Origin of the sequence: Paraburkholderia silvatlantica (genome assembly GCF_003096715.1) — a bacterium.
In the GTDB taxonomy this organism is placed as follows: domain Bacteria; phylum Pseudomonadota; class Gammaproteobacteria; order Burkholderiales; family Burkholderiaceae; genus Paraburkholderia; species Paraburkholderia silvatlantica.
The window spans coordinates 280430-294294 of the sequence record NZ_QEOL01000001.1 but is presented as its reverse complement, the minus strand read 5'-3'; the positions used below and the strand labels follow the sequence as shown (position 1 = coordinate 294294).

Sequence of the window (13865 nt, the reverse complement as noted above, 5' to 3'; positions counted from 1 at the left end):
CTTAATCACACGTCCACCCGCATTCTTGTCGTGGTGGTTTTCAATCCGGCCCAATCTGATTGCGCACACGGAGGGGCCGAAGCGCAAGGAGAAATGATCTTGACCGACAGCAGCGAAAACAATGCCTCTGGAAAGCCACTCACCGGAGCAGGTCGCTCGCGCCGCGATATTCTCAAGTTCGGAAGCATCGCCACGCTGGGTGCAGTGCTGGGTGGCGGAACCCTGCTTGGCCACGCCACGCCTGCTCTTGCGCAGGCAGCCAGCAAGGCAGAACTTGCTCCGAATGACCCGCTCAACATCTTGATTGTCAATTACGACGGCGGGACGCTTCTCGACTTTGCCGGCCCCAGCGAAATTTTCCACCGGTTACCGAATACGAACGTTCGCTATGCGAGCCTCAATGGGGGCAACGTGACCCTCGAATTCGGGGTCGTGTATGGCAAGACTGAACGACTGGCCGATATCGACAATACAGACCTGATTCTGGTGCCCGGCGGGTCCGATTTGACGGCGCCGATGCGGCCCGAGTATCAAGCGCAGATCCGGCGTTTGGCGGAGAGCGCCAAACATGTGACGTCGGTTTGCAACGGATCGCTAGTGCTCGCTGCGACGGGCATTCTCAAGGGTAAGCGAAGCGCCTGCCATTGGGCCTTCGTCAACAAGCTGTCCGAATATGGCGCGATCCCCGTGCCGGATCGATTCGTGGAAGACGACAACGGCCGCTTCATGAGCGGAGGCGGCGTGACGGCGGGCATCGATTTCGCACTTCGCGTCGCAGCGAAGCTGCGCGGTCAACAGGCCGCCGAATTCACGCAACTCGTGATCGAATACGATCCCGCTCCGCCGTTCCATTCCGGTCATCCCAGAGACGCACGGCCGGAAGTCATCGCGATGGTCGACAAAGAACTGCCCGGTGCATCCCGGGGGCTCGCCCGAATTCCAGGCGTTCGCTGAGATGCCCGCAGGCAATCTCTGTGAGGACTTGCAAGGGTTTCGATGAAGCCGCAGCCGACATTGACATTGCTTGCCTCACCTGCCCAATCTGGCACAGCCCCTTCAATTTAAACTCTGATCGGAAATCCTTAAATGCAACAGATTCGTCGTTTTGCTGGAGCCCTTGCAGCCTGTTTTTCCTTTTTCGCGTTTGCCATGCCGGCAATTGCTGGCGGTCCGCAGCCCCAAACCGAAGCGGCTATCAAAGCCGAGAACGCGCGATGGGCGGATGCCTTTGCGCGAGGGGACTATGAGGCGATAGGCCGTCTGTATACCAACGACGGCGCACTCCTGCCGCCCGGCGGCGATCGGGTGACGGGCGGCAGCGCGATTGCCGCGTACTTCACCAGGGGTTATGCCGGGGCGAAACCCGACACTGTATCGTTCAGCAATTACGAGTTCTATGGTAATGACCGGATCGTGACGGAAGTCTCGGATGCGGAAATCCGTGACCATGCTGGAAACCTTAAATACCGCGGCAAGCAGATCCTCCTCTTTCTGAACGAGGGCGGCGCGTGGAAATTGCATCGCGATATCTGGAATGATTACGCTGCCCAGAAATCCGCTGGCCGTTGAGCGCCTGGCGATACAGGTAGTCACGTTGGCGAGAGCGCCAATACGGCGCTCGATCAGCGCGCACCGTTCATTCTGCTTTCGCGCCGGATCGCCTGCGGAGGGTGGCCATGCAGCTTGATGAAGGCCCTCCGCATCCGTTCCGGATCAGTGAATCCCACAGCCAGAGCAATTTGTTCGATCGGTTCGCTACCATCCTGCAGGCGCAGCCTCGCAGCTTCGACGCGCAAACGTTCGACCGCCCTGGCGGGTGTTTCGCCGGTTTCCCGGCGAAACGCGCGTCCGAACTGCCGCGGACTTAATCTTGCTGCATCGGCAAGTCGTTCCACAGGTAGCGCTTCAGCCAGATGTTCTCTCGCGAAGTTCAGGGCAATGCGGATACGATCCGACTCCGGCTCCATTTGGGACATGGCGGAGAATTGGGACTGCCCACCCGGCCGACGATACGGTACAACCAGAAGCCTGGAAACAGCGCGCGCGACTTCCGCACCCATATCCCTTTCAATCAAGCCGAGCGCCAGGTCGATTCCGGAGGCGATGCCCGCCGACGTCCAGATGTGGCCGTCTACGATATAGATGCTGTCGCCCTCGACCCGGGTGCGAGGGAAGCGCGACTGCAACAGTGCAGCGTATCGCCAGTGCGTTGTTGCTTTCACGCCGTCCAGCAAGCCGGTCTCCGCAAGCAGAAACGCTCCCGTACACACGCTCGCCACCCGCGACGCCCTGGCGCCCAATTTCCTGGCAGCGGCGATGTTCTCCGGTGTCTGCATCGGGCCGATATCACCGCCCACGAAAACGACGGTGTCAAACATGCGCCTTCCGACCGGCCTGGTCTCGATCGAAAGGCCGGTATTGCCACGAACCGGGCCTCCGGACTGCGAAATGACGTGAAGATCGTACGGAGTATGGCCGGCGGCTGCAGCCACCTGATTAAAAGCCGATAGTGGCCCACCAAGATCGAGAGCGTCGTGGCCACTGCAAACAAAGAACCCGATTCGATGCATGACGGAGTCGTTAGCCGAATACCTATGGATGGCGTATTTTAAATAAATCCCTCGAATCATGCCATCTTGGCAGAAATGACAGTAAATCGCCATTTGCCGCCCATCCATCAGCTGTACAGCCGATGGTGGGCGCCCCACGACAGGCGCGGCGATCGCCTCGGGCGCGGTTCTCATGGCAAACCCGACCCGAAGCGCTCTTGCACAGGCGTAGAGGGGATTGTCGTGTCATTGCGCAAGAGCGGCCATTCGGCTGTAGCCAAATGGCCGCTCTTGTTTATGACCTGTCCCAATACGACTAATTCGAATGGGTCAAGGCAGCGTTCGCTGGACCTCCAGGAAATCCAGGCGGTTCATGAACGACACCCAAAGATTGGAGCAATGTCCAATTCCCGGGCTGCACTTCAGCGGGGCGTTTCCTGGTCGGGGTGTAATGTATTCACTACCCCGTGAACCTGCGATTAGAAGCGGTGGTACATGCCAACGTTGGCCTGAACCTGGTTACCGCCCGATGCGGTGTTGCCGAAGTCAGCAGCCGAAGCCTGAGCGCCCTGAGCATGGACGTAGGCACCCATGGCGTAGACCGAGGTGCGCTTCGACAGTGCGTACGTCGCACCCAGCGACACCTGGTTGATCGACGCCATCGTGCGGCCCTCAGCGGCTTGCGCAGGCGTGGCTTCCGAACCGTAGACGTACGCGTATCCTGCAGCCAGCGACAGCGCCGGGGTTGCCTGGTACTGCAGAAGGCCAGCGATCACGTTGAAGTGAATCGACTCCTGGCCATCGTTACCCTGGTACTGAGCGTTCGAGTACCGCAGGCCGGCCGTGTACGGACCAAACTGGTACTGGCCAGCGACCTGCGCGATGCCCGCGCTCCTGAATGCATTGCCACCGTAGTAGCCCGAGCTCGGATAGCCCAGCGCGCCGCCGAACGAAGGTTGTGCCGTCGCGTTCTGCCAGCCGTTCTCACCCTGGTTCACAGCCTTGAAGTAGCCGCCAGCGACCGTCAGACCGCCTTGAGCATAATCCGCAGCCACCGACCACGATTGACCCGAACCCATCGCACCGGCAACGCCACCGAACGAGTACGCGCCTTCAGCCTGGAAGCCGTGGAAAATCGGCGAAATGTACTTCACCGCGTTGTTCTGGTTCGTCGTGTTGTCGTTGTTGTCCACGTCGCCCGGAGTCGAGAATGTCGACGCCGAAATGGCATCGCCCGTCAGGCCTTGAACCATTTCCGTCACGGCATCGATCTGGCGCCCCATACGCAGGGTACCGTACTGGTCCGACGCCAGGCCTACGTAAGCCTGGCGGTTGAACAGTGAACGAGTGGAGCCAATGGGGCCCTGACCGCCGATGCCGCCGGTCGCAATGTTGAAACCATTTTCGAGCTTGAAGACTGCCTTGACGCCGCCACCGAGGTCTTCCTGACCCTGGATGCCCCACTTGTTCGAACCTGAGGCGCCCCCGACGAGGGCGACCTGCGAGTGGCCACCGACGTTCGAGGTGTAGCTGATACTTGCGTCGAGCATGCCGTACAGGGTGACCGACGACTGTGCCATTGCTGCCGAGGATGCTGCGAAAGCGGCAACAGCGATAACGCTTGCCTTGATTTTGTTGTTTTTCATCCTGTCGTCCCTCAATTCGTTATCCTGATTTTATTAAAAACCTTAAGGCCAGTCGGTTGTACCGCGCCTGGCCTCTTTCCGTTAAAACAGTCGTGGAGTCCCTACCCAGACCACGACAGCCTCCTTGCTGCCTTCGTTACTCCAGCCATGTGGCACCGTCGACTGGTAGTGGGCTGAATCGCCCGCCTGCAGCACGAACTGCTTACCCTCCAGCTCCAGCGTGACCTCGCCATCAATCACATAGAGGAATTCCTCCCCCGCATGCGTCGTGACTTCCGAGCGCTTCACGCCCTTCGGCAGACGCACAAGTATTGATTCGAGCTGCCGCCCGCCTGCGGTGTTCGTGAGTCGCGCGAACAGGTTCGCCGAATCCGCGAAGCCGAAAAACTCCAGCTTGTTGCCGCGCGTGACCGAGCGCTCCTCCGACGGCGTCTCGACGAAATACTGCATCGTTACACCCAGCGCTTTCGCAATGCCCGAGAGTGAAGTCAGCGACGGCGACGCATGACCCCGCTCCACCTGGGACAGAAACGGCTTGGAAATGCCAGCTGCCGTGGCCGCCTGGTCGAGCGTCTTTCCGAGCCGCTGACGCAGTGCACGAATCTTTTCGCCGAGTGCCACCGCCTTAGGGTCGTGCTTGCCAGAGGTTGAAACCATATCAGGAACGTTTTTTGTCGTCAAAATTTGTTTGATAAAAGTAAATATCGTTTGATACGCTTGCAACCTGCAACGCCCCCGTCGAGCGTCCGACCGGATCCGCCACGCGGAGCGCTCAAGAAGAATGAAATTGTAAACCTTGGGTTCGTGCGATCCACAAGCCTACAGAAAGGAGGAGACATGCATTCTGGCGGCGCCACAAGCGCCCATGCACGCGGCGCAGCATCAGACATCCGTTGCTGCCCGCTTCACGCGCATCCGCGTGTCATCGTTATCATCGCAGGGTATTGAGGTCACAATGAATTTATCGGTTTCCAGGACGAAATCGTTCTCGACGGTATTTCTGATCGAGATGTGGGAGCGCTTCGGCTATTACGGCATGGCCGCGCTGCTGGTTCTTTTCATGGTCGAGCGACTCGGCTTCAGCGACGAGCACGCCACGCTCACCTGGGGCGCGTTCACCGCGCTTGTGTATGCGTCGCCCTCGATCGGCGGCTGGATCGGCGACCAGGTGCTGGGCACGCGCCGCTCGATGGTACTCGGCGCCATCGTGCTATTTGCGGGTTACGTTATGCTTGCCCTGCCCGACGACCGACTCTCGCACATGTATGCGTCGCTCGGTGTAATCGTGGTGGGTAACGGGCTTTTCAAGTCCAACGCCGCCAATCTCGTGCGCCGCATCTACGAAGGAGATGAAGCGCGCATCGACGCCGCGTTCACGATCTACTACATGGCGGTTAATATCGGCTCGACAGTGTCGATGCTGCTCACGCCGTGGATCAAGGATCACTGGGGCTGGCACGCCGCGTTCGCCGTGTGCAGCGCGGGAATGCTGCTCGGCATCGCGAACTTCTTTCTCATGCAACGCACGCTCGCGCACATCGGCTCCGCACCCGACGCGATGCCGGTGCAATGGCGCCGTCTCGCGGCGGTGATTGCGGGCGGCGTCGCGCTTGGCGCGGCGACGCTCTTCGTGCTGCAGCACAAGCAACTCGCCGTCATGTGCGTCTATACGGCCGGCGCAGCGATTCTCGCGATCTTCGCGTACATGCTGCGGACCTGCGAACGCCAGGAGCGCGCCGGTCTCGTGGCCGCGCTGATCCTCACTCTGCAAGTCATTCTGTTCTTTGTGTTTTACCAGCAGATGTCCACATCGCTCACGCTCTTCGCGGTGCGCAACGTCGACCCGAACTTCCGCCTGTTCGGCATGGAGCTCTTTAGCTGGAGTGCGGCGCAGTTCCAGGCGCTCAATCCCATCTGGATCATGATCATGAGCCCGGTGCTCGCGACGATCTATTCGAGCCTCGCGCGACGTGGCCGCGACGTGCCCGTTGCGGCTAAATACGCGCTTGGCTTCGTCGTGGTGGCAGCGGGCTTCTTCGTCTATGCGGCGAGCGGCCATTACGCAGTGAACGGCCGCGTGTCGTCGTGGTTCATGGTGGCTGGCTACGGCCTCTACTCGCTTGGGGAACTACTCGTGAGCGGCCTTGGGCTCGCGATGATCGCACGCTACGTGCCAGCACGCATGGGTGGTTTCATGATGGGTGCGTACTTTGTGGCTACGGGCGTCTCCCAGTATCTGGGCAGCGTGGTCGCGAACTTTGCGAAGATGCCCGCAGGTAATCTCGATCCGATCGAGTCACTGGCGCTCTATACGCGTCTCTTCGACGGTCTCGGCTGGCTCGCGGCAGCAGGCGCCTTGCTGGCGATCCTGCTGCTGCCGGTGATGGGCCGCCTCTCACGCGCGCATCAGTGCTCGGGCGAACAACTCGCAAGCCAGTACGCGGTCGAGTGACCGCGGCTCGTTGACGTCCTCCCCGCCCTCAGCCTGCGGCTGCCGCGCAAGGCGCGGGAAGGACGGGGACTCATGCTGCCAGACGGCGACGTCGCGCCGCGAGACGCTCCTCTGCCGCATTGATGCCGTTGATCTGGCGGCTCACGATGCGCTTCGTGACGATCAAATCTGTCAAACAACAGGACAGCCAAGGGCACATCGCAAGCGCGACATACCGCGCTTGCACGGCAGGACGTCCTCTTGTGCGAGCGTGCGTTGCAATCGTCTGATTGCGTTTTACTGCGCCATATAGTTCGCACAGGCAACCGGATGGCCGGTTACGGGGCGGAGCCGACGCCCGAGCGTCGAAGTATCCGCCAACCCGCCCCTGGCCAGGAGCGCCCCGCCTTACAGGTCTGCAACAGGGTCCAACCCATCATCTTCTGCCGTTCGCCCCTGACTTCGCCGGCCAGTCACGCGGCTGCCACATGCCGGTCTCCTCATCCACCCGCGCGACTTGTACTGCCGTCACTGTGCTCCCAGAACACCACTCGGCGCTGCACGGCGCGCACGGCCTGCGCGCCGCCCACGCCGATGACGGCGAGCAGCACGACGCCGGCAAACATCGTCGCGACGCTCATGTTGACCGAGGCCGAGCTGATCAGATAGCCGAGCCCACGTTGCGAAGAGAGAAACTCGCCGACCACCGCGCCGATCAGTGCCAGCGACACGCCGATCTGCAGGCCGCTGAAGATTTCAGGCGCGGCGCAGGGCAACTTCACGTGAAAGAACAGAAACGCACGCGAGGCCGAGAATGCCCGGCACGCGTCGAGCAGATCCGGGTCGGCGCGCTTAAGGCCATTGACCGTGTTCACGAACAGCGGGAAGAAGCACACGAGCACGACGAGCACGACCTTCGAGGCGCTGCCATAGCCGCACCAAACGAGAATGATCGGCCCGAGCGCGACCTTCGGCATGGCCTGCAGGCCAGCGAGCAGCGGGAACACGAAGCGCTCGAACGTACGCGACTCCGCCAGCACGGCACCCGTTGCGATGGCGAGCACGCTGCCGATCGTGTAGCCAAGCAGCGTCTCGCCGAGGGTCGCGGCAATATGCGGCCACAGCGTGCCGTCCGCGAAGCCTGCCGCGAGTGCCCGGCCCACTTCGGCTGGCGCGGGCAGCACGTAGTCCGGTATTGACCACCACACGACCACGGCCTGCCAGCAAGCTATCGCTGCCGTGAGGCTCGCGAGCGGATATAGCGCGGCCGGTATGCCTTTGTTCTTTCGCTGATTCATTGGAAGTGCCTCCGCAAATACGCGCACGCATCGACGAATTCAGTGGAACTGAGGGTGTCCGCGTCGCGCGGCCGCGCGAGCGGCACCGCCAGTTCGTCGACGATGCGGCCCGGCCGCGCCGACATGACGACGACGCGATCTGCGAGAAAAACCGCCTCAGGAATGCTGTGCGTAATGAACAGCACCGACTTGCGCTGAGCGAGCCAGATACGTTGGAGTTCCAGCGTAAGCCGCTCGCGCGTGAGCGCGTCGAGGGCGGCGAACGGCTCGTCCATCAGCAGCAGTTCGGGCTCGTGAAGCAGCATGCGCGCAATGCCCACGCGTTGCTGCATGCCGCCGGAAAGCTCGGCCGGATAGTTGCGCGCGAAAGCATCCAGACCCACGAGCGTCAACAGTTCGTGTGCGCGCACCTGCGCGTGCTCCATTGGCAGGCCAAGCGTGCGTGCGGGAAGCAGCACGTTGTCGAACACGTTGCGCCACGGCAGCAGGTTCGGCTTCTGAAACGCCACGCCGACCTGGCGGCCCGGCCTCGTAAGCGCCGCGCCGCCGAGGCTCGCGCGCCCCGAGGTCGGCGCGATCAGCGCGGCCGCCACCTTGAGCAAGGTGGACTTGCCGCAGCCGGACGGCCCCAGCAACGCGACGAATTCGCCCGCCTCGATACGCAGATCCACGTCGAGCAGCGCGTCGATCGTGCCGGTACGCGTGCGGTAGCGCACCGAGACACCCTCGGCATGAAAAGCGCTCGTGCTCATTGCGTGCACCTCGCCGCCTCGAGGAATTGCAGCACGCGCGGCCACGACGCCTCGTTTGCGCGAGCATTCGCGGCGGCCGTGCCGCCAGCCGTGACAGGCACGCGCGCGACCGGATGCACGCGCGCGATCTGCGTGGTCGGCACGTGCGGAAACAGGATCGAGTGGCCCGCGCCCTCGTAGCGCAAATGCTCGACACGGTGCGGGAAGCGGCGCGCCGCAAGATCGGCGGCAATCATGTCGGCGTAGTGCGACGATGGCCAGAAGCCGTCGTCGGTGCCGGAAAGCAGCAAGACCGGCCCGGCGATCCGCTCGACGGGAATACGCGCGCGGGCCACCGCCTCGGCGTCGCCAAGCGCCGACTCGAAAGCCGGCGCCTGACGCACCGATTCGCCCGGCGCGCTCGCGTGGCGGAACGCGGTCCAGTCCGCGTGGATATTGCGCTCCCACACATGCGTGAGCGGGCGGCCGCCAAGCGTCCACGCGACTGAATCCGGTGGTTCGCCGGGCGCGCCCGCGCGTAGCGTACCGTGCAGTACGGCGCTCGGCACATAGGCGATCACGGCCGAAACCCGCTCGGGCCACGTCGCCCCGAGCAGCAACGCGAGTTCGCCGCCGCGCGATTGTCCCGCCACGGCCACAAAATCGTTTTGCGGGTGCACGCTTTCGCGCAGCCAGTCGAGCGCCGCCGCGAAGTATTCCAGCGGCGTGCGCGAAATGGTGAGCGGCAGGCCCGGCGCGTTGAAATAGCCGAGCGCGAGCGCCGTGTAACCGTGCGCCGCGTAAAGCGCCGCGCGTGGCTCGTTGATGCCGCCGCCCGAGCCATTGAGCACGACCACGGCTGGATGCGGCCCAGGCGTCGCGGGCGTGAACAGCGTGCCGACCACGCCCGCTTCGCGAATCTCGCGGCGCACGACGCCATCAGCCACGTACAGTTGCACGAACTGCGCCGTGGCTGTGGTACCCGCCCTTCCCGTTTGGCGCGCAAAGAGTTCGACCGTCAGCGGCTCGATGCTTTCGGCACGTGTCGCCTCGCTCACGCAGCGCATCGACCAGACCACGCCCATCGGCTGCACGCCGCTGTGCGCATAGTCGCCCGCCACCGGCGCGACCTCGCCGAGATCGGCGTTGCCGTTGGCATCGGTCGCGAAGCGATTCGTGCTGCGCCATTCGCTGCCGTCGGGCATGTCGAGCCGCGCATCCAGATCGACCTGCGCATGCGGCGCGAAGCCCTTGAGCACGATGCGCCGCGCAACATCGATCAACGCGACGCGCGGCGTTACCTCGATGCGCGCGCTCACGGCTGCTGCCGCGCGCGTTCGCGCAGCGCGGCCTCGTCGAAGTGCCCGAAATCGGCCACGAACCGGTTCGAGAACAGTTGATCGAGCGGCACCTTGCCTTTCGGAAGCTCGCCCACCCGCTGCATCTCGTCCAGATTCGCGCGCACGGCGGGCAAGTCGTATGCGCCTGGCTGGCGCGGCTTGCCGTCCGCTGTCCGTAGCACACGTGAGAGACGCCGCTTGAGCAGTTCCTCGGCCACGCGCAGGTTCCGCGCTTCGTCGCCTGGCGGCTTCGACTCGGGGTGCGCCTCCCAGAAGGCCTTCACGCAGAACGCCGGATTCGCGTCGCACACTATTTGCGCTTCCGTATAGGCGCGCCCGAAGCGCATGATCAGGTCCGGCCGCTCGGCAAACGTATCGCGATGGGCAATGAAGCCGTTGCCGGCCGTTTCGTCGAACACGGCCGGATAGCGGAGGCGGCGGATCGGCGTACCCGTAAGCTCCAGCATGTCGTCCCAGCTGCTGTTGAAATTGAGCGCGTCGACAGCGCCTGTTTTCAGTGCCTGAAACCCGGAGCCGAGCGAGCCCACAGGCACGTAGTCCACATTCTTGCCAGGCGTGAGCCCTGCCTCGCGCAACGCGGCGCGGCCACCCGGAATCGTGCCCCACGTGAGCGCGCCCACGCCGATCTTCTTGCCATCCAGATCGGCCAGTCTTTTCACCGGCGACGATGCGAGCACGGCGAACTCCATCGTGTTCGAGGGCACGCCGTTGTAAAAGTAGCGCACAGGCGGCGGCGTGCCGCCGTTCAGATAGCTCGACAGGAGCGGCTCCGCGCTCGGGTAACCGAACGTGATGTGCTTGCTCGCCACCTGCGGAATCAGCGCCCCGGCGCCCTGGAACACGATGAGCTTCACGTCGAGCCCTTCGCTCTTGAAGAGGCCGAGCTTGTCGGCGGCGGCATAGGGTGCGCCGTCGTGCACGGCGGGCGGAATCGCGAGGCCGACCGTGACGGAATCGAGCGCACAGGCATCGCTTGCAGCGAGCGCAAAGAGCGGCGCGCAGGCGGCGGCGAGCCAGGCGGCCAATATGTTGCGGGGTTTCATAAAATCAGCGGTCTCCGTGGATAGGCGCCATCGTGGCCACGCGGCGTGCGGCCTCGACTTTGAGGGCGGAGCGGTCGATCTTGTTCGTCGAAGCGATCGGGAGCATGTCGACAAACCACACCCGGCGCGGATGCCGAAAAGCGGGCGCATGGTCCAGCGCGTAGTGCTTGAGGGTGGCTTCATCCGTCTGCGCCCCGGCTTTCAGCACGACGAACGCCACCGGCTTCGCACCCTTGATCTCGTCGGCCACCGGCACGACACACGCCTGCGCAACATCCGGATGACGTTCGAGCAGGCGCTCGACTTCGCCCGGATAGATGTTCTCGCCGCCACATACAAACATATCGTCGCGGCGGCCGACGAAGGTGTAGAAGCCCTGCGCGTCGCGACGGAAGACGTCGCCGGTGCGGTAGTAGCCGTCTTCCGTGAGAGGCGCACGCACGTCGGGGCGATTGTGATAGCCGGTCAACAGCGCGGGGCTGCGCAACTGCAGTTCGCCCTCTTCTGCCTCCACACCCCTTTCGTCGACGAGACGCAGCTTGACGAGCGGATGCGCGGCGCCGACCGAAAGCGGCGGTGTCGGCAAGCCCTGCGGATGCGGGCCGAAGACGACCGGGCCGCCCTCAGTGGTGCCGTACGCGTTGATGACGCGCGCGTTCGGCAGCAGGGCGTGGATCTGCTCCAGAAGCGTGGCGCTCACGGGCGCCGAACCCATCCGCACGTAGCGCACGGAGGAAAGATCGCTTTGTGCAAGCAGTTCGCGCTGTTGCAGCATCATGGCGATCATCGGTGGTACGGCGGTCAGCCACGTGCACCGCCAGGCGGCCACGGCACGAATATAGTTTGCCGCCTCGAACTGAGGCAGCATTACGATCGTTGCGTGCGCAGCCAACGCAAGGAACGCGAGGGCGAGCGCGTTCATATGGAAGAGCGGCGCGGCGATCAGCATGCGTTCATCGGCGAGCGGCTGCGACAGCAGGCGCGTGTGCACGACCCACAGGTGGCTCTCGTGCGACAGCACGACGCCTTTAGGCCGTCCCGTCGAGCCCGACGTATAGAGCATGAGTGCGGCTTCGCCCGGCAGCGGCTCGACCGGCTCGAAACGCGTCGCGCGTACGTTCGCCACAAAATCCGAAAACGGTGTGACGTGATCTGGCAATTCGCGCGCAGGCAGCTGCGCGCGCGCGTCGAATACGACGCCGGTGAGACCCGTTGGGAGGTCGGCCACGCGTTTCGCGTCGCAGAACACGAAGCGCGCACCGCTGTCCGCTATCACGTCGGCGATGAGCGCGCGAGGGAAGCGGAAGTTCACCGGCACGGCGACGAGACCCGCCCGCATGATGCCCAGCACCGTCGCGACATAATGCGCTGAGTTCGCGGCGAGCACGGCGATGCGCTCGCCCCGTGCGTGGCGCCCGGCGAGCGCCGCCGCCACGCTGCCCGCCAACGCGTCGAGCTCCCCGAAGCGGTAAGGCACCGGCGTCAGCGCTTCGTCGAGTTCGATGAGCGCGAGCGCTTCGGGGTCGGCGCTGCGGCCGATCAGATCGCCGAGGTTTCGCGGCAGGCTCATGGCACGAACTCCAGCAAGGTATCGAAACGAGGCAACGCGACAACGCTACGCGTGGCTTGCACGTCATGCGGCAATTGCGCGTTCGCCGCGTAGGCGCCGATCTCGCGCCACTTTGCAGTTCGAATCGTGACGGCGCCATAGCGCGGCGCGCGCGCCGTTATATGCCCGGCCAGCGCGCCGAAATGCGCGTCAAACTGGGCTCGACTGTGAAAGACGAGGCGAAAGCCCGGCTCCGGCTCGCCGAGACGCGCATAGTCGTCGCGTTCCGCGTCCACGAGGTGCAGCGCCGCGAGCGCATACGCGCCGTTGGCATGACTGCGCCATGCTTCGCGGAACACGAATTCGGGTGTGAGATGCTGGCAGAAGTACACGCGAGCGCCCGGCAGTTGGCCGGGCGCAAGGCGCACGGTCACGAAGCGCGCATCGCCGAGCCCCGCCACCGGCCGCGAGAAGTGCTGCGGCGGCGTCGCGTCGAAACCGGCTGCACGCAGATCGTCGAAGGTGCGCTGCGGATCGTCGCTGCGAAAAACGAGGCCATCCGCGCCAAGCGGGCTTGCGGCGATTTCCGGCCGCGTGGCCGAGCCGTCGGCGGGCAGGCCGATCAGCTCGAGATAGTGCCCTTCGAATACGATCGCGTGATTGATCGAACCGAGCGTGTGGAACCCGCGCGGCGTAAGCGCGAAGCCCAATGCACCGAACAGCGCTTGCGCCGCGTCGGTGTCGTAGCGCGTGTTGATGACGAGGTGATCGAGACTCAGCATCACGGGCGATCCGGCTGCGGCGCGGGTGCGGCTGCGCCGGCGGTGGAATAGGCGCCGCGGCCGCTCGCGACGAGTTTGCCGTCCGCGTCGAATACCTGCGCCTCGGCCGTCGCGATCTGCGCGCCGAAGCGGATCACCTTGCCCTTCACGCGCAGGTCGCCCGGCAGCGTCGCGCGATGGTAATCGACGCGCAGGTCGATTGTCGGCACCCCGCGCCCGGTCTTCGAAACGAGCGCCCAGTCGGCGGCCAGGTCGACCAGCGCGGCCAGAATGCCGCCATGCGTGTAGCGCTTCTCAGGGTTCACGACCCACTCCTCGCGCCACGTCGCAGTGAGTTCGATCTCGCCGTCGGCCACCGCGACGACCTTCAGCCCGAGCCATTCGTGATACGGCCCACGGCGCAGACGCGCCTCCACGTCCTCGGCTGTCGGCAATGCCGTTGGGTTAACTGCCTGATTCATGTGTGTTCTCTCCA

General features: G+C 63.8%; 13 protein-coding genes. 3 read left to right on the top strand and 10 right to left on the bottom strand.

What is annotated here, in order from left to right; all coding sequences use genetic code 11:
• Window positions 1–99: 99 nt before the first annotated feature.
• Both C7411_RS01380 and C7411_RS01375 read left to right on the top strand, forming a co-directional pair.
• The gene (locus C7411_RS01380; RefSeq protein ID WP_110382953.1) at window positions 100–954 is read left to right on the top strand and encodes a DJ-1/PfpI family protein; all 855 of its coding nucleotides are present in this window, start codon (window positions 100–102) and stop codon (window positions 952–954) included.
• A gap of 132 nt (window positions 955–1086) precedes the next feature.
• On the top strand, window positions 1087–1569 hold the full coding sequence (locus C7411_RS01375; RefSeq protein ID WP_110382778.1) for a YybH family protein: 483 nt from the start codon (window positions 1087–1089) through the stop codon (window positions 1567–1569).
• 53 nt (window positions 1570–1622) lie between these two features.
• On the opposite strand, the gene C7411_RS01370 is transcribed toward C7411_RS01375, so the two are convergent.
• From C7411_RS01370 to C7411_RS01360, 3 genes are all read right to left on the bottom strand, one after another.
• Window positions 1623–2570, bottom strand: a complete 948-nt coding sequence (locus C7411_RS01370) for a GlxA family transcriptional regulator (RefSeq protein WP_110382952.1) — start codon at window positions 2568–2570, stop codon at window positions 1623–1625.
• Between the two features lie 458 nt (window positions 2571–3028).
• The gene (locus C7411_RS01365) at window positions 3029–4195 is read right to left on the bottom strand and encodes a porin (protein ID WP_110382777.1); all 1167 of its coding nucleotides are present in this window, start codon (window positions 4193–4195) and stop codon (window positions 3029–3031) included.
• An 81-nt stretch (window positions 4196–4276) separates the two neighbouring features.
• Window positions 4277–4852 (bottom strand): helix-turn-helix domain-containing protein, encoded by a 576-nt coding sequence (locus C7411_RS01360; protein WP_110382776.1) that lies wholly within the window; start codon window positions 4850–4852, stop codon window positions 4277–4279.
• Between the two features lie 298 nt (window positions 4853–5150).
• Between C7411_RS01360 and C7411_RS01355 the strand changes: the two genes are divergently transcribed.
• Window positions 5151–6647 carry a peptide MFS transporter gene (locus C7411_RS01355; RefSeq protein WP_110382775.1) on the top strand — a complete coding sequence of 499 codons (1497 nt, stop codon included), beginning with the start codon at window positions 5151–5153 and terminating at the stop codon, window positions 6645–6647.
• A 479-nt stretch (window positions 6648–7126) separates the two neighbouring features.
• On the opposite strand, the gene C7411_RS01350 is transcribed toward C7411_RS01355, so the two are convergent.
• From C7411_RS01350 to C7411_RS01320, 7 genes are read right to left on the bottom strand one after another with little or no spacing between them, the layout of a single operon-like run.
• Window positions 7127–7924 carry an ABC transporter permease gene (locus C7411_RS01350; protein ID WP_110382774.1) on the bottom strand — a complete coding sequence of 266 codons (798 nt, stop codon included), beginning with the start codon at window positions 7922–7924 and terminating at the stop codon, window positions 7127–7129.
• The gene (locus C7411_RS01345) at window positions 7921–8676 is read right to left on the bottom strand and encodes an ABC transporter ATP-binding protein (RefSeq protein ID WP_110382773.1); all 756 of its coding nucleotides are present in this window, start codon (window positions 8674–8676) and stop codon (window positions 7921–7923) included. Before C7411_RS01345 ends, C7411_RS01350 begins: the two co-directional genes overlap by 4 nt.
• Complete coding sequence (locus tag C7411_RS01340; RefSeq protein ID WP_110382772.1) at window positions 8673–9974, bottom strand: acyl-CoA thioesterase/bile acid-CoA:amino acid N-acyltransferase family protein; 1302 nt, start codon at window positions 9972–9974, stop codon at window positions 8673–8675. The genes C7411_RS01345 and C7411_RS01340 overlap by 4 nt, the downstream gene beginning before the upstream one ends.
• Window positions 9971–11059: an ABC transporter substrate-binding protein gene (locus tag C7411_RS01335; RefSeq protein ID WP_110382771.1), complete on the bottom strand. Its 1089-nt coding sequence runs from the start codon at window positions 11057–11059 to the stop codon at window positions 9971–9973. Before C7411_RS01335 ends, C7411_RS01340 begins: the two co-directional genes overlap by 4 nt.
• 4 nt (window positions 11060–11063) lie before the next feature.
• Complete coding sequence (locus tag C7411_RS01330) at window positions 11064–12629, bottom strand: class I adenylate-forming enzyme family protein (protein WP_110382770.1); 1566 nt, start codon at window positions 12627–12629, stop codon at window positions 11064–11066.
• Window positions 12626–13390 carry a VOC family protein gene (locus C7411_RS01325; RefSeq protein ID WP_110382769.1) on the bottom strand — a complete coding sequence of 255 codons (765 nt, stop codon included), beginning with the start codon at window positions 13388–13390 and terminating at the stop codon, window positions 12626–12628. The genes C7411_RS01330 and C7411_RS01325 overlap by 4 nt, the downstream gene beginning before the upstream one ends.
• Window positions 13390–13851: a PaaI family thioesterase gene (locus C7411_RS01320; RefSeq protein ID WP_110382768.1), complete on the bottom strand. Its 462-nt coding sequence runs from the start codon at window positions 13849–13851 to the stop codon at window positions 13390–13392. Before C7411_RS01320 ends, C7411_RS01325 begins: the two co-directional genes overlap by 1 nt.
• Between the last annotated feature and the right edge of the window lie 14 nt (window positions 13852–13865).

Excerpts from the sequence above, each read along its gene's own strand:
- C7411_RS01375 (WP_110382778.1), top strand. The coding sequence starts at position 1,087 with ATGCAACAGATTCGTCGTTTTGCTGGAGCCCTTGCAGCCTGTTTTTCC.
- C7411_RS01370 (WP_110382952.1), bottom strand. The coding sequence starts at position 2,570 with ATGCATCGAATCGGGTTCTTTGTTTGCAGTGGCCACGACGCTCTCGAT.
- C7411_RS01365 (WP_110382777.1), bottom strand. The coding sequence starts at position 4,195 with ATGAAAAACAACAAAATCAAGGCAAGCGTTATCGCTGTTGCCGCTTTC.
- C7411_RS01360 (WP_110382776.1), bottom strand. The coding sequence starts at position 4,852 with ATGGTTTCAACCTCTGGCAAGCACGACCCTAAGGCGGTGGCACTCGGC.
- C7411_RS01355 (WP_110382775.1), top strand. The coding sequence starts at position 5,151 with ATGAATTTATCGGTTTCCAGGACGAAATCGTTCTCGACGGTATTTCTG.
- C7411_RS01350 (WP_110382774.1), bottom strand. The coding sequence starts at position 7,924 with ATGAATCAGCGAAAGAACAAAGGCATACCGGCCGCGCTATATCCGCTC.
- C7411_RS01345 (WP_110382773.1), bottom strand. The coding sequence starts at position 8,676 with ATGAGCACGAGCGCTTTTCATGCCGAGGGTGTCTCGGTGCGCTACCGC.
- C7411_RS01335 (WP_110382771.1), bottom strand. The coding sequence starts at position 11,059 with ATGAAACCCCGCAACATATTGGCCGCCTGGCTCGCCGCCGCCTGCGCG.
- C7411_RS01330 (WP_110382770.1), bottom strand. The coding sequence starts at position 12,629 with ATGAGCCTGCCGCGAAACCTCGGCGATCTGATCGGCCGCAGCGCCGAC.
- C7411_RS01325 (WP_110382769.1), bottom strand. The coding sequence starts at position 13,390 with ATGCTGAGTCTCGATCACCTCGTCATCAACACGCGCTACGACACCGAC.
- C7411_RS01320 (WP_110382768.1), bottom strand. The coding sequence starts at position 13,851 with ATGAATCAGGCAGTTAACCCAACGGCATTGCCGACAGCCGAGGACGTG.